This is a genomic window from Rhodanobacter denitrificans (assembly GCF_000230695.2).
Lineage (GTDB): Bacteria > Pseudomonadota > Gammaproteobacteria > Xanthomonadales > Rhodanobacteraceae > Rhodanobacter > Rhodanobacter denitrificans.
This window is the reverse complement of the sequence record NC_020541.1, coordinates 4063704-4083575: the sequence shown is the minus strand read 5'-3', so window position 1 is coordinate 4083575 and position 19872 is coordinate 4063704. Positions and strand designations below refer to the sequence as shown.

18 protein-coding genes and 1 tRNA gene are annotated in these 19872 nt (G+C 65.7%); 5 read left to right on the top strand and 14 right to left on the bottom strand.

Annotated features, from left to right (window positions below; all coding sequences use genetic code 11):
* Positions 1 to 5: 5 nt before the first annotated feature.
* Complete coding sequence (gene tfpB / locus R2APBS1_RS18640) at positions 6 to 1838, bottom strand: type IV pilus assembly ATPase TfpB (protein ID WP_015449125.1); 1833 nt, start codon at positions 1836 to 1838, stop codon at positions 6 to 8.
* A 97-nt stretch (positions 1839 to 1935) separates the two neighbouring features.
* Between tfpB and glyQ the strand changes: the two genes are divergently transcribed.
* Complete coding sequence (gene glyQ / locus R2APBS1_RS18635; protein WP_007513820.1) at positions 1936 to 2859, top strand: glycine--tRNA ligase subunit alpha; 924 nt, start codon at positions 1936 to 1938, stop codon at positions 2857 to 2859.
* On the top strand, positions 2856 to 5003 hold the full coding sequence (gene glyS / locus R2APBS1_RS18630) for a glycine--tRNA ligase subunit beta (RefSeq protein WP_015449124.1): 2148 nt from the start codon (positions 2856 to 2858) through the stop codon (positions 5001 to 5003). The genes glyQ and glyS overlap by 4 nt, the downstream gene beginning before the upstream one ends.
* A gap of 72 nt (positions 5004 to 5075) precedes the next feature.
* Here the strand turns inward: glyS and R2APBS1_RS18625 are convergent, their stop codons facing one another.
* Complete coding sequence (locus tag R2APBS1_RS18625) at positions 5076 to 5621, bottom strand: helix-turn-helix domain-containing protein (RefSeq protein WP_007513824.1); 546 nt, start codon at positions 5619 to 5621, stop codon at positions 5076 to 5078.
* A 293-nt stretch (positions 5622 to 5914) separates the two neighbouring features.
* On the opposite strand from R2APBS1_RS18625, the gene R2APBS1_RS18620 reads away from it, so the two are divergent.
* Together R2APBS1_RS18620 and R2APBS1_RS18615 are read left to right on the top strand one after the other, a co-directional pair.
* The gene (locus tag R2APBS1_RS18620) at positions 5915 to 8938 is read left to right on the top strand and encodes a TonB-dependent receptor (RefSeq protein ID WP_015449122.1); all 3024 of its coding nucleotides are present in this window, start codon (positions 5915 to 5917) and stop codon (positions 8936 to 8938) included.
* Between the two features lie 183 nt (positions 8939 to 9121).
* On the top strand, positions 9122 to 10996 hold the full coding sequence (locus R2APBS1_RS18615; protein WP_015449121.1) for an MFS transporter: 1875 nt from the start codon (positions 9122 to 9124) through the stop codon (positions 10994 to 10996).
* Positions 10997 to 11005: 9 nt separating this feature from the next.
* On the opposite strand, the gene ampE is transcribed toward R2APBS1_RS18615, so the two are convergent.
* From ampE to R2APBS1_RS18570, 9 genes are all read right to left on the bottom strand, one after another.
* A complete protein-coding gene (ampE, locus tag R2APBS1_RS18610) occupies positions 11006 to 11872 on the bottom strand; it encodes a regulatory signaling modulator protein AmpE (protein WP_015449120.1) in 867 nt (288 codons plus the stop codon).
* Between the two features lie 62 nt (positions 11873 to 11934).
* Positions 11935 to 12633, bottom strand: a complete 699-nt coding sequence (locus tag R2APBS1_RS20595; protein ID WP_015449119.1) for a hypothetical protein — start codon at positions 12631 to 12633, stop codon at positions 11935 to 11937.
* A gap of 63 nt (positions 12634 to 12696) precedes the next feature.
* Positions 12697 to 13671 carry an NAD(+) diphosphatase gene (nudC, locus tag R2APBS1_RS18600; protein ID WP_015449118.1) on the bottom strand — a complete coding sequence of 325 codons (975 nt, stop codon included), beginning with the start codon at positions 13669 to 13671 and terminating at the stop codon, positions 12697 to 12699.
* 11 nt (positions 13672 to 13682) lie between these two features.
* Positions 13683 to 14051 carry an iron-sulfur cluster insertion protein ErpA gene (gene erpA / locus R2APBS1_RS18595; RefSeq protein WP_027485805.1) on the bottom strand — a complete coding sequence of 123 codons (369 nt, stop codon included), beginning with the start codon at positions 14049 to 14051 and terminating at the stop codon, positions 13683 to 13685.
* A 45-nt stretch (positions 14052 to 14096) separates the two neighbouring features.
* Complete coding sequence (locus tag R2APBS1_RS18590) at positions 14097 to 14528, bottom strand: bactofilin family protein (protein WP_015449117.1); 432 nt, start codon at positions 14526 to 14528, stop codon at positions 14097 to 14099.
* Positions 14515 to 15270: a DUF6776 family protein gene (locus tag R2APBS1_RS18585; RefSeq protein ID WP_015449116.1), complete on the bottom strand. Its 756-nt coding sequence runs from the start codon at positions 15268 to 15270 to the stop codon at positions 14515 to 14517. Before R2APBS1_RS18585 ends, R2APBS1_RS18590 begins: the two co-directional genes overlap by 14 nt.
* A 106-nt stretch (positions 15271 to 15376) precedes the next feature.
* On the bottom strand, positions 15377 to 15847 hold the full coding sequence (gene bfr / locus R2APBS1_RS18580) for a bacterioferritin (protein WP_015449115.1): 471 nt from the start codon (positions 15845 to 15847) through the stop codon (positions 15377 to 15379).
* 128 nt (positions 15848 to 15975) lie between these two features.
* Positions 15976 to 16182, bottom strand: coding sequence for a (2Fe-2S)-binding protein (locus R2APBS1_RS18575; RefSeq protein WP_015449114.1), 207 nt, complete (start codon positions 16180 to 16182; stop codon positions 15976 to 15978).
* A 56-nt stretch (positions 16183 to 16238) separates the two neighbouring features.
* Positions 16239 to 16799 carry an RNA pyrophosphohydrolase gene (locus R2APBS1_RS18570; RefSeq protein WP_007513850.1) on the bottom strand — a complete coding sequence of 187 codons (561 nt, stop codon included), beginning with the start codon at positions 16797 to 16799 and terminating at the stop codon, positions 16239 to 16241.
* A 182-nt stretch (positions 16800 to 16981) separates the two neighbouring features.
* Between R2APBS1_RS18570 and R2APBS1_RS18565 the strand changes: the two genes are divergently transcribed.
* Positions 16982 to 17058: transfer RNA gene (locus tag R2APBS1_RS18565), tRNA-Met, on the top strand.
* A 334-nt stretch (positions 17059 to 17392) separates the two neighbouring features.
* Here the strand turns inward: R2APBS1_RS18565 and R2APBS1_RS18560 are convergent.
* From R2APBS1_RS18560 to R2APBS1_RS19845, 3 genes are read right to left on the bottom strand one after another with little or no spacing between them, the layout of a single operon-like run.
* On the bottom strand, positions 17393 to 18484 hold the full coding sequence (locus R2APBS1_RS18560) for an inorganic phosphate transporter (RefSeq protein WP_015449113.1): 1092 nt from the start codon (positions 18482 to 18484) through the stop codon (positions 17393 to 17395).
* Complete coding sequence (locus R2APBS1_RS18555) at positions 18481 to 19200, bottom strand: TIGR04282 family arsenosugar biosynthesis glycosyltransferase (RefSeq protein WP_007513855.1); 720 nt, start codon at positions 19198 to 19200, stop codon at positions 18481 to 18483. The genes R2APBS1_RS18560 and R2APBS1_RS18555 overlap by 4 nt, the downstream gene beginning before the upstream one ends.
* A complete protein-coding gene (locus tag R2APBS1_RS19845; RefSeq protein WP_231378382.1) occupies positions 19170 to 19799 on the bottom strand; it encodes a TIGR04283 family arsenosugar biosynthesis glycosyltransferase in 630 nt (209 codons plus the stop codon). Before R2APBS1_RS19845 ends, R2APBS1_RS18555 begins: the two co-directional genes overlap by 31 nt.
* Between the last annotated feature and the right edge of the window lie 73 nt (positions 19800 to 19872).

The following is a 19872-nucleotide window of genomic DNA, read 5'->3' as shown; positions in this document are numbered from 1 at the left end:
CTTCATCAAACGTCTTTATACGGTTGAGTATCGTCGAACGCGTCGATCGGCGGCAACACGGTGAGGACTTCCTGCACGGTGGTCAGTCCGGCCGCCACCTGGTCCGCAGCCGAGATGCGCAGCGGGCGCATGCCTTCGGACAGGGCCGCTTGGCCGAACCCGCTCAGGTCGAGCTGGGCCGAAATCATGCCACGCAACCGCGGCGACAGCTTCAGCATCTCGTAGATGCCGGTGCGGCCGAGGAAGCCGGTGTTGCGGCATTCCAGGCAACCGACGGGCTGGAACACCTGCGGCGGAAGCGGCATGTCCCAGCCGTGGGTAAGCACGGTCCAGGCCTGCGGGTCCTGCGCGCTCGCCCGCTTGCAATGCGGGCACAGCGTGCGCACCAGTCGCTGCGCCACCACGCCGGTCAGGGTGGACTGGATCAGGTAATGCGGCACGCCCAGGTCGAGCAGGCGGGTGACTGCGCTGGGCGCGTCGTTGGTGTGCAGGGTGGACAGCACCAGGTGGCCGGTGAGCGAGGCCTGCACCGCCATCTGCGCGGTTTCCAGGTCGCGGATCTCGCCAATCATGATGATGTCGGGATCCTGCCGCAGCAGCGTGCGCACGCCGGCGGCGAAATCCAGCTCGATCGCCGCGTGCACCTGCATCTGGTTGAACTCCGGCGAGACCATCTCGATCGGGTCCTCCACCGTGCACACGTTGAGCTCCGGCGTGGCCAGGTGCTTCAGCGTGGAATACAGCGTGGTGGTCTTGCCCGAACCGGTGGGGCCGGTGACCAGCACGATGCCGTGCGGCCGTTCCACCATGCTGCGCCAGTTGGCGCCCTCGCTGGGCGAGAAGCCGAGCTGGGCGAAGTCCTTCACCACCAGGTCCGGATCGAAGATGCGCATCACCACCTTCTCGCCGAACGCCGTGGGCATGTTCGAGATGCGCAGCTCCACCTCGCGGCCGGAGGCCGAACGGGTCTTGATGCGGCCGTCCTGCGGGCGGCGCTTTTCGGCCACGTCCATGCGCGCCAGGATCTTGATGCGCGCGGTCACCGCCGTCATCACCGGCGCCGGCAACTCGAACACCTTCTGCATCACGCCGTCGATGCGGAAGCGGATATGCCCGGTATCGCGGCGTGGCTCCAGGTGGATGTCCGAGGCGCGTTGCTCGAATGCGTACTGCAGCAGCCAGTCGACGATGTGCACCACATGGCGGTCGTCGGCGCCGACTTCGCCGCTCTTGCCCAGCTCGACCAGCTGTTCGAAGTTGAGGATGGCGGAGGATGCATCGCTGCCGCCCTTGGCGTCCTGCGCCAGCTGGATCGAGCGCTGGACGCCGTAGAACTCCTGCAGGTAGCGGTTGATGTCGATCGGGCTGGCCACCACGCGCTTGATGTCCCGCCGCAGCATCTGCGCGAGGTCGGGCGCCCAGCCGGCTTCGAATGGCTCGCAGGTGGCGAACGTCACCTCGCCTGGCGCGGCCGCGATCGGCAGGATCCGGTGGCGCTTGGCGTAGGCGTGGCTCACTACCTGCGTCACCGAGGCGACATTGATCTTCATCGGATCGATCTTGAGGTACGGCAGACCGGCGTGGCCGGCCAGCCATTCGGTGAGGGCCTCCAGGCTGAGCGGTCGGCCTTTTTCGTGCTGGTTCGCCAGCTTGGCGTTCGCGATCAGCACCAGCGGATGCAGCTCGACCGTGCTGCGGCCGGCCCGGACACCCATGCGCACCTGTTTGGCATCATCGGCCAGCAGATAACCGTCGACCACCAGCGTCGCCAGCAGCTCGTCCAGCTCCAGTCGGCCACGGCGGCCGAGCAGGGATGCGATTTGCGGTGAAGCGGCCATCCGGATGCGTCCCCTTCGATGCACTTGTCGACCGGAATCCGGCGAAAAACCGTGCTGCGGCTATACTAACGCGCTTTACCCAAGGTCACGGAAAACCATGTCCGCACGCACTTTCCAGGATGTGATCCAGACCCTCAACCGCTACTGGGCGGCGCAGGGCTGTGTGCTGCTGCAGCCGCTCGACACCGAGGTCGGCGCCGGTACATTCCACCCCGCCACCTTCCTGCGCGCGCTCGGTCCCGAGCCCTGGGCTGCCGCCTACGTGCAGCCTTCGCGCCGGCCCACCGACGGCCGCTACGGCGAGAACCCGAACCGGCTGCAGCATTACTACCAGTACCAGGTGGTGATGAAGCCCAATCCCGAGAACATCCTCGATCTGTATATCGGTTCGCTGAAGGAACTCGGCCTCGATCCGCTGGTGCATGACCTGCGCCTCGTCGAGGACAACTGGGAGTCGCCGACCCTGGGCGCCTGGGGGCTGGGCTGGGAAGTCTGGCTCAACGGCATGGAGGTCACCCAGTTCACCTACTTCCAGCAGGCCGGTGGGCTGGAATGCCGCCCGGTCACCGGCGAGATCACCTACGGCCTCGAGCGGCTGGCGATGTACCTGCAAAACGTGGACAACGTCTACGACCTGGTCTGGACCGATGGTCCACGCGGCATCGTGACCTACGGCGACGTGTTCCATCAGAACGAGGTGGAGCAGAGCACCTACAACTTTGAGTACGCGAACGTGCCCGAACTGCTGCACTGGTTCGACGTGTGCGAGGCCACCGCGAATCAGCTGATCGGGGCGAACCTGCCGCTGCCGGCGTACGAACAGGTGATGAAGGCCAGCCATACCTTCAACCTGCTCGACGCGCGCCGCGCGATCAGTGTCACCGAGCGCCAGCGCTACATCCTGCGCGTGCGCACGCTGTCGCGCAGCGTGGCCGAGACCTATGTGGCGCAGCGCGAGAAACTCGGCTTCCCGGGCCTGAGGCATGCGCCGTCAAAGACTGCAAAGGAGCAGGCCGCATGAGCGCCGCCAAGTCACTGCTGATCGAGTTGGGCACCGAGGAGCTGCCACCGAAGGCACTGGATGAACTGTCCGCCGCCTTCCTGCGCGGCATCTGCGACGGCCTGGCCAAACGCGGCATCGATGCCGGTCTCGACCTGGCCCAGGCCTACGCCTCGCCGCGCCGCCTGGCCGCGTATATCCCTGCGGTCGCCGCGACACAGCCTCCGCAGGCACTGGAGCGGCGCGGCCCGGCGCTGAATGCCGCCCTCGACGCCGAAGGGCGGCCATCGAAGGCGCTGTTCGGCTTTGCGCAGTCCTGCGGCGTTAGCGTCGAGCAGCTGGAGAAGCTGGAAACCGACAAGGGTGGCTGGTTCGTCTGGCGCACGGTCAAGCCGGGGCAGCCGGTGGCGGTATTGCTGCCGGAAATCATCGATGAGGCACTGAAGACGCTGCCGATCCCGCGACCGATGCGCTGGGCCGACCACGACTATAGCTTCGTGCGTCCGGCACACTGGCTGGTGATCCTGCACGGCGCCGACATCGTCGACGGCAGCGTGCTGGGCCTGCACAGCGGCCGCAAGTCGCGCGGCCACCGCTTCATGCACCCGCAGCCGGTGCACCTGGCCGACGCGGATGGCTGGCTGGATGCGATGCGCGCCTGCAACGTACTGGCCGATCCGCGCGAACGGCGCCAGCGCATCCGCAACCAGGTCGACCTGGCCGCCGCAGTCACCGGCGGCGTGCCGCGGTTCGACGAGGCGCTGCTCGACGAGCTGGCCAATCTCACCGAGTGGCCGGTGGCGATCGCCTGCACGTTCGAGCGCGAGTTTCTCGGCGTGCCGCCAGAGGCGCTGGTGACCACCATGGTGGCGAACCAGAAGTTCGTGCCTGTGTTCGACATCGACGGTCGCCTGACCGAGCATTTCATCGGCATCGCGAACATCGAGAGCAAGGATCCGGCCGAGATCCGCAAGGGCTACGAGCGGGTGATCCGGCCGCGCTTCGCCGATGCCAAGTTCTTCTGGGACGAGGACCTGAAGACGCCGCTGGCCAGCTACCAGGAGCAGCTGAAGAACGTCACCTACCAGCAGGCACTGGGCAGCCTGTGGGACAAGAGCGTGCGCGTCGCCGAATTGGCGCGGGTGGTCGCCAACCGGGTCGGCGTCGATGCCGCCATGGCCACGCGCGCCGCCTCCTTGAGCAAGTGCGACCTGTTGACCCGCATGGTCGGCGAGTTTCCCGAGTTGCAGGGCGTGATGGGGCGCTATTACGCCAGCCACGACGGTGAGACGGCGGCGGTGGCCGAGGCGCTGGACAGCTACTACCAGCCGCGTTTCGGCGGCGACGCGATCGCCGCCGACCGGCTTGGCCAGGTGCTGGCCGTGGCCGAACGGCTGGACACCCTGGCCGGCATCTTCGCCGTCGGCATGAAGCCCGGCGGCAACAAGGATCCGTTTGCCCTGCGCCGCGCCGCGCTGGGCCTGGCGCGCACCCTGATCGAAGGCGGCCTGGAACTGGACCTGCGTGCCAGCTTCATCGAGGCGCTGGAACTGCTGCCGGACGCGGCGCTGGCGGCGGGCTTGAAGCCGGGCAAGGACGGCAAGCCGCCGGCCCTGAACGCCGGCCAGCGGCGGGCGATCCTGACCGACGAACTGTACGACTTCGTGCTCGACCGCCTGCGCGGCTATTACGCCGAGCAGGGTTTCGACAACGCGCAGTTTGAAGCGGTGCTGGCGGTGCAGCCGGTCAGCCTGGCCGATTTCGACGGCCGCCTGCGTGCGGTGGCCGAGTTCAGCCGCTGCCCGGAGGCGGTCAGCCTGGCGGCAGCCAACAAGCGGGTCGCCAACATTCTGCGCAAGCACGCGGACGAGCCCGGCGCGCCCCCGATCGGCCGAACCATCGACCCCACGCGTTTCGAGGCGGATGCGGAACGCGAACTGGCTGATGCGCTGGCCTCGGCACGGCACGACAGCGCCGCCGCCCTGGCCGCCGGCGATTACACCGCGGCGCTGGCGCGCCTGTCACAACTGCAAGCAGCGGTGGATGCATTCTTCGACAGTGTGCTGGTGAATGCCGACGATCCGATGGTGCGCGCCAATCGGCTGGCGCTGCTGGGCCAGCTGAAAGCCCAGTTCGGCGCCATCGCCGATATCGCCCTGCTCTGAACGCTGGTACGAAAAAGCGTGGCAGCCTGCGGGCTGCCACGCCTTCCCTGTCGCAACCAGGTGTTGGATGGATCAGGCCGTGTTGCGTTCCCGGCGAATCCGCTCGGCGAGCCGCTGGTTGAAAGTCACCATGGCCAGCGGGTCCACATGCGAGCCGCCGGGACCGAGCATCTCATAGAGTTGACTGAGCAGGTCGGTGTTCTCGGACAGCGAAAGACGACTGTCGGCCAAACTCAGCTCCGATTGCAGCATGCGTACGGCAGTGTCCAGCCGCTGCGCATCGACCGCCGTGGCGGCGGCCATGTGACCGACTGCGGGCAGCTGAGCCCGGGAGCGGTGCGGCGTGGCTTTTTCCGAGCTGTACTGCTCATCCATGCCGGTGGGTGCGGGATCGACCTGCAGCGTCCCCTCGCCGGCCACCAGCCAGACCAGCGAAATGCCCAGCGTCTTGGCCAGCGTCACGCACCGTGCACGTGACGGATCGGTGTTGCCATCACGCCAACTGCGCACCACGCCCTCGGAGAAGCCACACATGCGGGCGATTTCCGTGGCGCTGCCCACGCGCTGGATCAGCAACTTGATACGTTCGGCGAAGGTTTCTGCGGGTTGCGAAGCCATGGGGGTTTGCATATCCATCGAGAGTACCGCCGTGGGTGGGGTCTAGCGTAAGTTTATGCCGAAAGTCAAGCGAAAGCACCGAAACAGAATGTTAGGGAAGTGTTGACCTACGTGTTTTCTTGAACTAACGTCGCAATAACTTACGCGAGCTGTCCGCGTAGGAAACCTAGTCTAAATCATGTGGATCGGCGTGGGCTTGCATAGTTTCCGGGATGCCGCCCTTGGATGCCACGAACACACAAAAGTTTCTTGTGCCCGGATGGCTCGGGCCGAACCATGGGGAGTCACCACTGATGAATTCGCGTAGAAATTTCAAGGCAGGGCAGCTGCAACGGACGGCGCTTGCTCTGGCACTGGGCATGGGCATCACGGGTCTTGCCTTCGCCCAAGCCACCACCGGCAGCATCTTTGGCCAAGCTCCGGCGGCTGCTGGCGAGACCGTCTCCGTAAAAGGCTCGACCGGCGTCACTCGTGAAGTTCAGGTCGACAGCAGCGGTCGCTATAGCATCAGCAACCTGCCGCTTGGCACCTACACCGTCACCTTGAAGAAGGATGGCGTGGCGGTCGAGTCGCGCGACAATGTCAACATTGTCGTCGGCGCCGGTACGGCGGTGTCCTTTGCCGGCGCAGAAAGCGCCCAGAATCTCGCGGCAGTGACGGTTCAGGCCAACGCGCTTCCGGTGATCGACGTATCGTCGGTTGACTCGCGTACGGTCATCACCGCGCAGGAGCTCGCCAAGCTGCCGCTCGGCCGCAGCGCGGAGGCCATCGCTTTGCTGGCTCCGGGCGTCGTCGCCGGCAATGCCGGCTTCGGTAATACGGTGTCGTTCGGTGGTGCCGGCGTCACCGAGAATGCGTACTACATCAATGGCTACAACACCACCGAGCCGCTCAGGGCTCTGGGTGGCGTCGGTCTCCCGTATGGCTCGATTGATCAGCAGGAAATCTACACCGGCGGCTACAGCGCAAAGTACGGTCGCTCCGATGGCGGCGTGATCAGCCAGGTCGGCAAGCGCGGCACCAATGAATGGCACTTCGGTGCCCAGGTCACGTGGTCGCCGAAATCCCTGGCCAACGACCCGAAGAACGTCTACTACCCGAATAACCAGTTGCCGCCGGGTTATATCTACAACGATACGAAAGTGCCGGGCACGATCTATCGCAACCGCAAGGGCAACACCAGTTGGACCACGAGCTACTCCGCCTACGCCGGTGGCCCGCTGATCCAGGATCGCCTGTACATGTTCCTGTCCGCCGAAGCGGAAAAACAGCAGGGCGACAGTACCTCGGTCGTGTCGTCCTCGGCGCCCGCGGTCAACAAGTACAAGTACAGCCTGCCCAAGATGTACGCAAAGTTCGACTGGAACATCAACGACAGCAACATTCTCGAATACAGCCACATCCAGAGCAACGAGTCCTATAGCGGTGACCTGTATGCATATGACTATGCGACGGGTACGCATGCCAGCGCCCTCTTTAGTCACCCGATCTCGCACAAGTACGCCTCCAAGTACGACATCGCGAAGTACACCAGCTACATCACCGACGATCTGACATTGTCGGCGACCTACGGCAAGAGCAAGAAAGACGACTATACGGTGACGCCGGGTCTCAGCGCCACGCTGCCGTACCTGACCGGTACCACCCTTCAGAATCCGGCCATTACCGGCGGTACTCCGATTCGCAACGGTGTGCCGACTTCCTCGGTCACGTCGCCGGATGCGGGCAGCAAGACGCGCGGCCTGCGAGTCGACCTGGAATACCAGTTGGCTGATCATCATCTTGCCGTGGGCATCGACAACCAGTACTACGCCGCGCACAACGAAGGTCAGGCGATGGGTGGTCCGGGCTATCGATGGACCTACGCTCGCACGCAAAAACCGAGTTCGCCGCTCGTTCCCGGTCTGGGCGTTGGCGCGCCGGGTGGCAACGGCTACTACGTCTACAAATACATCTTCTCGACGACCACCAGCATGTCGGTCAAGCAGAAGGCGTTCTATCTCGAGGATCGTTGGCAGGTCAGCGACAACGTGCTGCTGAGCCTCGGTATTCGCAACGACCACTTCACCAACTACAACAACGTGGCCAAGCCCTACGTCGACCAGAAGAATCAGTGGGCACCGCGTCTGGGTGCCAGCTGGGATGTGTTCGGGGACGCCTCGTTCAAGGTCTACGGCAATCTCGGTCGTTACTTCCTCGCGTTGCCGAACAGCGTCGCGATTCGTGGCGCCTCGGCGTCCACCTACACGCGTGAATACTTCACTTATACCGGTATCGACGCCAACGGCGCGCCGACCGGTCTGACCGCACTTGGTCCAGGCCCGGTCTCCTCCAACAGCGAGTACGGCATTGCGCCGGACAACAAGACCTTCGGCCCCACCAACCTGAAGTCGCAGTACCAGGATGAGGCCATCCTTGGTTTCGACAAGACCCTGGGTCCGGATTGGGCCTATGGCGCGAAGGCGACCTACCGCAAGCTGCAGACCGCGATCGATGACGTCTGCGACGGCGGCAAGATCGAAGACAAGCTGATTGCGCAGGGCGTGGATACTTCCACGCTCGACATCCACAGCTGCTACATCTTCAACCCAGGCCGGACCAACACCTTCCTGCTCAACGACTCGAACGGCGGCTACAAGAGCGTCCAGATGTCCCAGGCCGACTGGGGCTTCAACCAGGGTGCCAAGCGCAAGTACTACGCCCTCGATATGTACCTGGAACATCCGTTCAACGGCAAATGGCAGGCGCGCGTCGACTACACGTTCTCGCGCAGCTGGGGCAACACCGAGGGTCAGGTGCGCTCGGATCTCGAGCAGAACGACGTGTCCAAGACGGAAGACTGGGATGCAGCCGAGCTGATGATCGGCAGCGGTGGCGTACTGTCGAATAACCGTAGACACCAGCTGAAATTCTACGGTAGCTATCAGATCACTCCAGAGTGGTTGGTGTCCGGCGCGGCGCGGATCCAGTCGGGCTCGCCGAAGACCTGCCTGGGCTATTTCGGTCCGAATCAGGACGATCCGATCAGCTATGGCGGTGACTACCACTACTGCTTCGGCAAGCTCAGTGGCCCGGGTGCGGCTGGCAACACACCGTGGACCAAGAAGATCGATCTGAGCGTGGCCTATCGTCCAGCCTTTGCAGATCACAAGCTTGCCTTCTCGGCCAGCGTGTTCAACGTGCTCAATGAGCGGAAGGTAACCAACACCTTCCCGCGCTCTCAAACCGATGTGAATACCGTCTCGAACACTTACGGCATGGGTACATACTTCCAGACGCCGCGTTACGTGCGTCTGTCGATGTCCTACGACTACTAAGTAGTTTCGCCTAAAGGAACGAGCATCGTGCTCTGACCTTGTTTCGAGAGAACGCCACCCTTGATCGGGTGGCGTTTTTTTTTGGATCCGTTTGAGTTGTGTCTGAACCTTGCTCATGGCAATAATCGTTGAATCCGCCAGGCATCCAGCACGAGCGCGGAAGTACCGCCATCAGGACAGCGCATGAGCCAATTCGCATTGCTCGGCAAACGCCGCTTCGCGCCGTTCTTCTGGACCCAAGCGCTGGGGGCGTTCAACGACAATGCGTTCCGCAATGCGCTGGTGATGCTGGTGGCGTTCCAGATGGGGCTGGGCGATCGCACGGTGTCGCTGTACACCAACCTGGCGCCGGCGCTGTTCATCATTCCGTTCTTCCTGTTCTCCGCCACCGCCGGGCAGCTGGCCGAGAAGTACGAGAAGAGCCGGATCATCCGTTACGTGAAGCTGTTCGAGATCGGCGCGATGGCGCTGGCCGCGTACGGTTTCTACACGCATCACACCACGCTGCTGCTGATCGTGCTGTTCATGATGGGCATGCACTCGACCATGTTCGGACCGATCAAGTACGCGATCCTGCCGCAGGCGCTGAAGCCGGCCGAACTGGTCGGTGGCAACGGATTGGTGGAGATGGGTACGCAGATGGCGATGCTGGTCGGCATGATCGCCGGCAATTCGCTGATGCTGGTGGCCGGCGTGGGGCCGCTGCTGGCGTCCGGCGCCACCATCGCGGTGGCAGTGGCCGGCTACCTGGCTTCTCGCCGCATTCCGCCCGCGCCGGCGACTGCGCCGGAACTGAAGTTCAACTGGAACCCGTTCAGCGAGACCGCGCGGGTGCTGGCGATCACCCGCGCCGATCGCCCGGTGTTCAATGCGGTGCTGGGCATCTCGTGGTTCTGGTTTTTCGGCACCGTGCTGATCGCACAGCTGCCGATCTACACGCGCGAGACGCTGGGCGGCGACGGTTCGGTCAATACCCTAGTATTGACCTTGTTCTCGATCGGCACCGGCCTCGGCGCGCTGCTGTGCGAGAAGCTGTCGGGCCGGCGGGTGGAGATCGGCCTGGTGCCGCTGGGCGCGTTCGGGTTGACCGCGTTCGGCGTCGAACTCTACTTCGCGCGGCACGGCATGGCGGCGGCGCGCGGGCTGGACTGGCGGGCCTTCCTGCAGGCGGCGGGCAGCTGGCGCGTCACGCTCGATCTCACCCTGATCGGCGTGTTCGCCGGCCTCTACGTGGTGCCGTTGTTCGCCTACGTGCAGGCCCGCGCGCCACGCGAGAAGCTGTCGCGGATCATCGCCGGCACCAACATCCTGAATGCGCTGCTGATCGTGCTGGCCGCCGGCTTCGGCCTGGGGCTGGGTGCGCTGGGGCTGGATGCGTCGCAGATCTTCCTCGCCGCGGCGCTGCTCAACGTGCTGGTGGCCTGGTACATCTTCACCCTGGTGCCCGAGTTCGTGATGCGCTTCATCACCTGGGTGCTGGTGAACACGCTGTATCGGGTACGCGCCGACGGCACTGAACGGATTCCCTGGGAGGGGCCGGCGCTGCTGGTCTGCAACCACGTCAGCTTCATGGACCCGCTGCTGCTGATGGCGAAACTGCGCCGGCCGGTGCGCTTCGTGATGTACTACAGGATCTTCAGCATCCCGGTGCTGAGCTTCGTGTTCCGCACTGCCAGAGCGATCCCGATCGCCGGCCACAAGGAGGATCCTGCGGTACTGCAGCAGGCCTACGACGCGATCGACGCGGCGCTGGCGGCAGGCGAGGTGGTGTGCGTCTTCCCGGAAGGTGGCCTGACCGACGACGGCGAGATCGCGCCGTTCCGCCCCGGCGTGGAAAAGATCCTGGCGCGGCGGCCGGTGCCGGTGGTGCCGATGGCGCTGCGCGGCCTGTGGGGCAGCGTGTGGAGCCGACGCGACTCGATGCTGCGTCGCGCGCGCCTGCCGCGGCGGTTCCGGGCGCGGGTGGAACTGGTGGTCGATGCGCCGCAGGAGCCCGCGCAGGTCTCGGCAGCGACGCTCGAGGCGCGGGTACGCGAGCTGCGCGGGGAACTGGCCTGAGCGGACGACTCAGCCGATCCAGCCGCCGATCACGACCAGGGCCACCACGCTCAGCCACGCCAGCAGCGCGCGCAGCAGTGCGCTGCGCAGGCGCCGCAATTCGGCCAGCGGATCGTCGTGTTCCTCGGCGTAGCCGTCGCCGGCCTCGATGTCGATCAGCACGTCGGCTTGCGCCGCGGCGCCCAGGAAACCTGGGCCGGCCGCATACCAGCTGGTCGCAGCAGCCTGTTTATGCCAGCGCTGCCAGGCGCCGATCACCGCCTCCCAATGGCCGACCACGGCCAGGGTGAAGGTCAGCAGCTGCGCGGGCAGCCAGTCCAGTGCGTTGGCCACGTGATCGGCGGCGCGGCGGCTGTCCGGGTCGAGCCGCAGCGCGTCGCGGCCCAGCGTCTGCGCCAGCCGGTACCCCAGTGCGCCGACCGGGCCGAGCAGGAAGAACCACAGCAACACGGCGAAGCGGCGGCGCAATGCGGCATAGGCGATCGCCTCGCCCAGCGCCGGTGCGTTCCAGGCAATCGGCTGGCCGTCATCGGCCAGCGCCTGCGCCGCGGCTTCGCGACGGGCGCCGTCCGGGGCGTCCAGGATCGACTCCAGGTCGGCCTCGAACTCGCGCGGGCCGAAGCAGTACAGCAGCACCGTCAGCGCAAACAGCAACGGCAGCAGCTCGCCCAGCGGCGAACGCCCGAGCAACCATTCCAGCAGCGCGCACAGGAACAGCGGCAACAGCAGGGCCAGTGCCACGCGACCGCCGCCGCTGGTATCCGCCAGCTGCGCCACCCAGCGGCGAAACAGGCTGTCGCCGCGCCAGCGCGCCAGTTGCGGCATCAGGTGCAGCAGGCCGAGGGCAACGAGGGCGACGAGCAGACGGATGGCCATGACGGAGGAACTCGCGGACAGTGCCGGCATTGTAAGCGACGCGCCGGCAGCAGGCGGAGCGCTCAGTTGCCGAAAATCGCGCGGCGCGAGATCGCGTCGACGGCATTGCCGGCTGCCGCATGGTCGACCTGCGGGCCGCAGCCGTCGGCGCCGAGCGCACGTTCCACCAGCGGGTGCGTGACGAACTGGTTGGTGCTGCGCTCCATCTTCATGCGTTCGTACATGCAGCGGCTGGCGGTGGTCATTGCGTGCACGACCTGCCGCACGCTGGGCGCGGTGCGCAGCTGGATACCGGCGCGTGGCGGCATGTCCGAACCCGGTAGGCGCAGGCGTGACGCCCATGGCGAATTGCCCGCGCCAGCGATGGCGGCGTGGTAGTCGCCGGAGCGGTCCGGCACGTTTGCCGGCGAGGTGGCGACGACCGCCTGCGATGACGCGGCAGCGCCCGGTGCTCGCAGCGCCGCCGCCGACCTTGCCGGGCGTATCGTCCGGGGTCGTGGCGGTCGTGGCGGTCGTGGTGGCGGGTTGGCGGATCGTGGCCTGCCGGGCCGTGCGACGAAGCCGAGCTGCAGTGCCTCGCCGTTGTCGTGGCCGGCGGTGCGTGCTGCCCTGTACGGCAGCGCGGGACGCAGCACCAGCGCCAAGGTGAGCAGGTGCAGCGCCGTGACGCTGCCGAGGATGGCGCCGCGGCGCCATGCGGCTCGCCAGGAGCGCGCACGCGAAGACTCGCAGCCGTAATGCGGGGTGCTTCCGTGCGCCATCGCCGATCCTTCGTGGTGGATGCGGCTGGGACCGGCGGGCCGGCGCGAAGTTCGCGCCGGGAATCAGCGTGGCGAGGAGTCGGCGACCAGCGCGTCCAGGTCCAGCCCCGCACCCTGCCGCAGCCAATGCGCCAGCAACTGATAGGACACCGACAGTCGCGTGGAGGGCAGGAAGCTGCCGTCGGCGATGCCGTCGGCGATCTGCTGCGGGGTGAACCAGCGCGCGTCTTCCAGTTCGTGGTCACGCATGCGGATCCGCCGCGACGCGGCGGTGGCGATGAAGCCGACCATCAGCGAGGCCGGCATCGGCCATGGCTGCGAGGAGTGGTAGCGCACTTCGTCGACGATCACGCCCGCTTCCTCGGCCACTTCGCGCCGCACCGCATCCTCCAGCGCCTCGCCCGGTTCGACGAAGCCGGCCAGGGTGGAGTAGCGCCCCGGCGGCCAGCCGGCCTGGCGACCGAGCAGGCAGGCGCCGTCGTGCTCGACCAGCATGATCACGGCGGCGTCGGTACGCGGGAAGTGCAGCCGTGCACAGTCGGGGTTGGTGCATTGCGCGCGGTGGCCGGCGGCGACCAGCAGCAGCGGCGCGCCGCAGTGGGTGCAGAAGCGCGTCTCGCGTTGCCAGTGCGACAGGCCCTTGGCATAGGCGAACAGGCTGGCCTCGTCGGCCGCCAGCTGCAAGCCGGCGCCGCGCAGGCTCATGCGGCGGGCGTCGAGCGCGTGCTCCAGCTCGGCGAGGCGCGCGGGGTCGTCCGTCACCAGCAGGAAGTGCGGGCGCTCGTAGGCGACGCCGAGCAGGCTGGCGCGCTGCTCGCCGAACCACTGCTCGCGTTCGTTCGCGTCGAGCCAGCGCAGCGCATCGCCGTCGCGGCGCAGGAAGGCTTCACCGGCGCCGTCCAGCAGCAGGTAGCGCGCGTGCGGCGAGCGGGCCTGTTCGACGATCCAGCCCGACTCGTCGCGCGACTCGGCGACGCGATCGAGCACCAGGCTGAGCCCGGCGAAGGTGTTCAGCGGGGGCTGCACGGCCCGATCCATCGGTGGTGCCCTCAGGCCGAAAACGAGGAGCCGCAGCCGCAGGTGGTCTTCGCGTTCGGGTTGCTGATCACGAACTGCGCGCCGCTGAGGTTCTCGGCGTAGTCGATCTGCGCGCCGCCGAGGTATTGCAGCGACAGCGGGTCGCACAGCAGGGTCACGCCGTCGCGCTCGATCGCCAGGTCGTCCTCGGCCTGGGCCTCGTCGAAGGTGAAGCCGTACTGGAAGCCCGAGCAGCCGCCGCCGGAGATGTACACGCGCAGCTTCAGCGCCGGATTGCCCTCCTCGGCAATCAGCTCATGTACCTTGTGCGCAGCGGCGGCGGTGAACACCAGCGGGGCGCCGCTGCTGCGGTAATCGGGAATCGCGACGAAAGTTTCCATGGTCATCTAGATGGGGGCGGGCGGACTGCTGCCAAGCATACCGCGTCAGGCCGGCATCGCCTCGTCCAGTTCGGCATCCGGCGCGGGCAGTTCGCGCGGAGCGTCCCCGGCCTGGCGCGAGATGCGTCCGTTGACCTGCGCGCCGGCTGCCATCTCCATCGTGTGATAACGCAGATCGCCGTCGATGCATGCCTGCGGCGCCAGTTCCAGCCGCACGCTGACGTTGACGTCGCCGGTCACGTGGCCGTTGATCACCGCCTGCGGCACGTGGATTTCGCCGTGCACGTGGCCGTGCTCGCTGAGCGTGAACACGGCGTCCTCGCCCTCGCCCAGCACGCTGCCTTCGATGCGGCCGTCCAGGTGCAGTGCGCCGCTGAAGCGCAGGTCGCCGCGGATCACCGTGCCGCGGGCGATCAGGCTGGTCTCGTGGCTGCTGTGGTTGCGATCGCTGCGATCGCTGCGTCTACGGTTGAGCATCGCGGTCCCCTTCAGTGTTGGTGATGTTTCCGCTCAGTGCGGCGCCCCAGGCGACGGCACGGTTGACCGGCTCGCCGCCGGCGGGCTGAATGCTGATGCGCAATCGTGTCGGACGGAAATCCGCCGGCAGCACGATGGTGCCGTGCAATTGCTGGAAATAGGTGAAACGGAACGGCAGGCCGTCCTTTTGCGCGGCATCGCCCAGCGCCGGCCAGTCCAGCCGCGTCACCTGGTCGCCGCGCAGGCCTTCCACGCTGACCAGGGCGTTGCCGGCAATCTCGTCGCCACGCCTGGCGTTCTGGGTCAGGCTGAGGCTGAGGTTCCAGCCGCGCGAGCCGACGATCGGCTGCAACTTCACTTCCTGCAGCTTCAGCCCCTGCCGTTGGGCGTCGCCGCCGACCAGGCGCGAATAGAATCCGAGGTCGGCGCGCAGGCCATTCAGCTCCTCCTCGCGTTGTGCCAGGGTGCCGCGCAGCGAACGGGTGGCGACCTCGTTGACCTGGGCTGCACGCTGCAGGTTGGCCACCTGCTGCTTCAAATCGTCGATCTGGCCGAGCAGGGCACGTTGCTGGCGATGGTCCACGGCCGCCGGGGCATTCGCCTGCCGCATCAATGCGCCAGCGGTCAGGCCGACTGCCAGCAGGCTGCCGAGCCAGGCCAGGCCCAGCCACAGCCAGCGCCGGCGCTGATCGGTGTCGTCGTGCCGGCGCACGACGAAGCGCGGAGGTGGTCGTGAGGCCATGCGGCGCGTTCCGGGGAAAACCAGAGGTATAGCCCCGGCGTGACAAAAGCGTCAAGGAACGGGGACACGCTTCGGCGTGCCGTCGATGGACAGGTGATCGCGCGGCTCAGCCTTGCAGCTTGCTCTGCAGGTAGCGCTCTGCGCCAATGTCCTTGACCAGGCTGAACTGGGTTTCCAGCCAGTCGATGTGGGCTTCCTCGTCGTGCAGGATGTCCTTGAACAGGTCACGGCTGACGTAGTCGGCGACGCCTTCGCTGCAGGCGATCGCCTCGCGCAGATCCTTTACCGCCGCCAGTTCCAGCTCCAGGTCGCCCTGCAGCGACTCCAGCGCATTCTCACCGATGCGCAGCTTGCCCAGGTGCTGCAGGTTCGGCAGGCCGTCGAGGAACAGGATGCGTTCGATCAGATGATCGGCGTGCTTCATCTCCTCGATCGATTCCTTGTACTCGTGCTCGGCCAGTTCGGCGTAACCCCAGTTCTTCAGCATCCGGCTATGCAGGAAATACTGGTTGATCGCGGTCAGTTCGTTGTAGAGCACCTTGTTGAGGAACCCGATGACCTTGGCATCACCCTTCATGACTTCCACTCCGCTCGAAGACAGTGCCGACTATACAAACTCGGCGTCGCGGCGGCTGGAATCGGGAAGCGACAAGGGTTGCGTACGGCAGGAGGCCCCCACCCGCACGACACCGCGGAAGGCGAGGCTCAGGCGGCGGCCAGTGGCAGCCGGCAGGTGACTTGCGACAAGGCCTGGTCGAATGTGGCGCGTGCTTCCTGCTCGCAGCAGCCGCAGCAGTCCGAGCAGCCGGTGCGGGCCTGCAGTTCGGCGAAGGTGCGCACGCCATCGGCCGCCTCGCGGCGGATGGTGTGGTCGGTGACGGCGTTGCACATGCAGATGTACATGGCGCGCATTGCAACGCGAATGCGAATGATTGTCAACAATCGACCGGTCGGCTGCGACAATCGGTTCAGGCGGCGGCACGCCCGTCGCGCGGCCCGGTGGGCGGGCTGCCGGCCTCGTCGCGCGGCGGCAGGCTGCCCAGCTGGACGCCGAACAGATCCTCGACCAGTGGCGCGAAGTGGCGCAGCGCCCGCTCGTAGACCTGCCGCTTGAAGTTGACCACGTGTGCGGCGGGGTACCAGAAGTCGACCCAGCGCCACAGGTCGAACTCCGGTTTCTCACTGGCATCCAGTTTCAGCGCATCCTCGTCGCCGACCAGCTTGAGCAGGAACCAGACCTGCTTCTGGCCAATGCAGGTGGGCCGCTGGTGATGGCGCACGTAACGGTTCGGCAGGCGATAGCGCAGCCAGCCGTGCGTGGCGCAGATCACCTCGACATGGTGCGCGGCCAGCCCGGTCTCCTCTTCCAGCTCGCGGTACATCGCCTCCAGCGGCGTCTCGTCCGAGCGCATGCCGCCCTGCGGGAACTGCCAGCCGTCGCGATTGATCCGGCGCGCCCAGAACAGCCGGCCGTCCGCGTTCAGCAGCACGATACCGACATTCGGACGATAGCCATCTACATCAATCATGTCGCCTCCTGGGGCCGAACGGCGCGGCATGGCCGGCAAGACCGCAGCGGAGCTCCTGCCGCCGATTCAACCACAGCGCGCGAAGCAGCGGCAAGCGGCGGGCTTGAACCTGCCGGGCTACCCGACTAAACTGCCGCGCCCCGCCCGCATCGTTCCGATGCCGGCATGGCGGGTTCCCCCAAGGCTATGTAGCTCAGCCGGTTAGAGCACAGCACTCATAATGCTGGGGTCGGTGGTTCGAGTCCACCCATAGCCACCATTCGTATTTTGCAGAGAAGCCCATGAATTTCATGGGCTTTTTTGTTTTCGCCTTGCCTTCCCCGATGGCATCCTGCCACTCCATGAAGCTCAAAACAGGCCATGTGACAGTTTATGTGACACTTTCAGGTGTCACAGCCTGGGCACCGTGATGCACTACGACCGCAGCTTGGTCCGGCGACCAAGCGCGCACGGGAAGCCGCCCGTGAAGAACACTGCCGCGTGGGAGAGCCGACCTTCGTGGTGCTGCACGGCGTCGACCCAGTAATTCAGCTGGGGCATTACATGCCCAACCTCCAATCCAGCCCTTCTGGCTACTCGCCGAGCAAGAGGGCTCAACGCACCCACGCATAGAGGATCGCTCCGAAGAGCGCCCCGACCGGCAAGGTGACCACCCACGACAGTGCAATGTCAGTGATCACTCTGCGATTCACCCCGCTCCGTCCGCTGGCACCGGCGCCTGCCAGCGCCCCCACAGCGACATGAGTTGTCGATACTGGAAGGCCGTTGAAACTCGCTGTACTGACCAACAGGCTGGTGGTCAGGCTGGCTGCAAGCGAGGCACCAAGATCCAGATCCGTAATTTTTTCGCTCATGGTACGGGCGACCCTGCGTGCGCCAAGCAACCCACCAAGCAACATCGCAATCGCCACGGCGAGCACGGCTGCGTGGCTATCGAGCATCGCGATGGGCAACAACAAGGCAGCAATCTTCGGTGTGTCATTGAGTCCGCGCGCAAACCCTACTGCCCCCGCGAGCAGGAAATGCAGCGTATCGATTTGGCGGGTAGCATCGAAACGCATGAGCGTGCGTGTATCGCTGCCGCCGCATTCGGTCGTACTGCCGGTGCGCAGCACGGCTGTCTCGCGCATCATCAGGCCATCGGGCGTGGTGATCGTGCCTTGAGCAATGCACAAACAGTCGATGCGTTTCCGTTCTGCGCGCACCACCAGCCGGCGCAGCAGCGGGGCACTGAGGAATGCAGGGATGACGGCAATCAGCGGACTGGCCAGCAGCGGTAGTAGGAAGCTCCTGCCCAGTGACCCGAAATGCGCGTCCATGCCGGCGGCGACCAGCCCGGCGCCGCTCATCGCACCAACCAGCGCATGCGTAGTCGAGATCGGCATCCCGCGCCATGATGCCAAGGCGACCGTGATGGCAGCCCCGCCCGCCACGGCCAGTGCGAAGCTGGTCTGCGCTGCGATGTCGGCAGGTACCAGTCCTGCGCCGGTGAAGGCCTTGAGCAACCCCTGTGCGAGATAGACCGAACCCAACGAACCAGCCAGCGTGGTGATGCTGGCCCAACCAAGGCTAGTCCAGTACCCCACGGTTCGGCTGCCGTAAAGCGTGGCCACTCCCTTGAAGTTGTCGTTGGCACCATTGGTCGCTGCCAGCAGCAATACGGAGATGAACAGAACAAGAGTCATGCTGAGGTTCTTTCCAACAAGGCGTGATCGGTGACGGCGAGTAGCCAGTCGTACAGCGTGCGCTGCGCCGGCATGATGTTGGGCAATGACGCCAATACCTGGATGAGCACAGGCAAATCCGCTGCGTTGTCGGCATCCGTGAGCATGGGCAAAGTGGCAAGATGACCGTACGCCGCCAAGGCGCTGCGCAACTGCATGGCGGTATCGGGCTGTGAATAGCGCACACCGAGCCAGACGGTGCTCGGGATGGGCACCCGACCGCCGAACAACCAGAAGCCGCCATCGCTGGCTTCGCCGAGCACGAAAGGCTTGTCCGTGTCGTGCAGCGCTGCCAATGCGGCCAGCAGCATGGCTGGTGTCAGCTGAGGGGCATCGGCGCCGATCAGCAACACCCGGCCATGACGTGCCTGCAGTGCAGCGTAGATGCGAGCTAGCCGTTCACCAAGATCGCCTTCACCCTGCTCCAGCTGCGCAAAGTCATGCCATGCGGCCGAGGCCACCGGGCCGGCCTCGGCAATCGCCCAATACGGTGTGAGTGGCGGCTGGCAGCTTTGCGCGACGGCAGCCGTGGCTGCGGCGGCAAGCCGATAAAAGCGGGTGGCGTCATCCGTACCCAGCGTGGCCGCCAGCCGTGTCTTCACCGGCGACAACCCCGGCGTCTTGACGAAGATGGCCAGTGCCGCCGTCATGTCCTTGCCCTGTGCGTCGCGCGCCATGCCGGCCATGCTTGCGCCACGGTCAACCACCAATGCCTGAGTGTGGTGGTTAGCCAACCGTGCTGCGCATATTTGCGCGCACTGGTTTCCAGCGACGCAGGAAGGCAGCGAAGTGGCAGTCCGGCATGGCGCGCGGCCCATACCAGCAGGTGATCTTCGCCGTAACATGCCTGTTCATCAAAGCCGTGCAAGGTCTCGAAACAGTGCCTGGGCAACACAAACCCCTGATCACCAAACGGTAGCCCCAGCCAGCGGGCGCGCAAATTGGCGCCTGCTGCGTTCAGCGCGGTCCAGCGAGGTCCATCGCGGCGAAACGCGAGCTTGAACCATCCCAGCGCATCGCCCCCTTCCGCCAGAAACCGCTGCAGTTCACGCAGGCTGTCTTCCCGCAGACGCGAATCGGCATGCAGGAACCACAGCCAGTGGCCAGTGGCGAGCCGGGCACCGAGGTTCTGTTGCCGGGCACGCCCCGGCTTACAGTGGCACTCCCGATAGCGCAGGTGCATCGGCCACGTTGCCGGGGCCGGCCACGATTCATCATCGGCACGCACCACAATCACTTCGCTGTCCATCGGCAGCGAGGTCAGCTGTTGCAGCAACCCATGCCATTCGGTTTCCCCGGGTGCCAACGGCACGATAACCGACAGAGAGCGTATCGACGCGTGCGGGGCA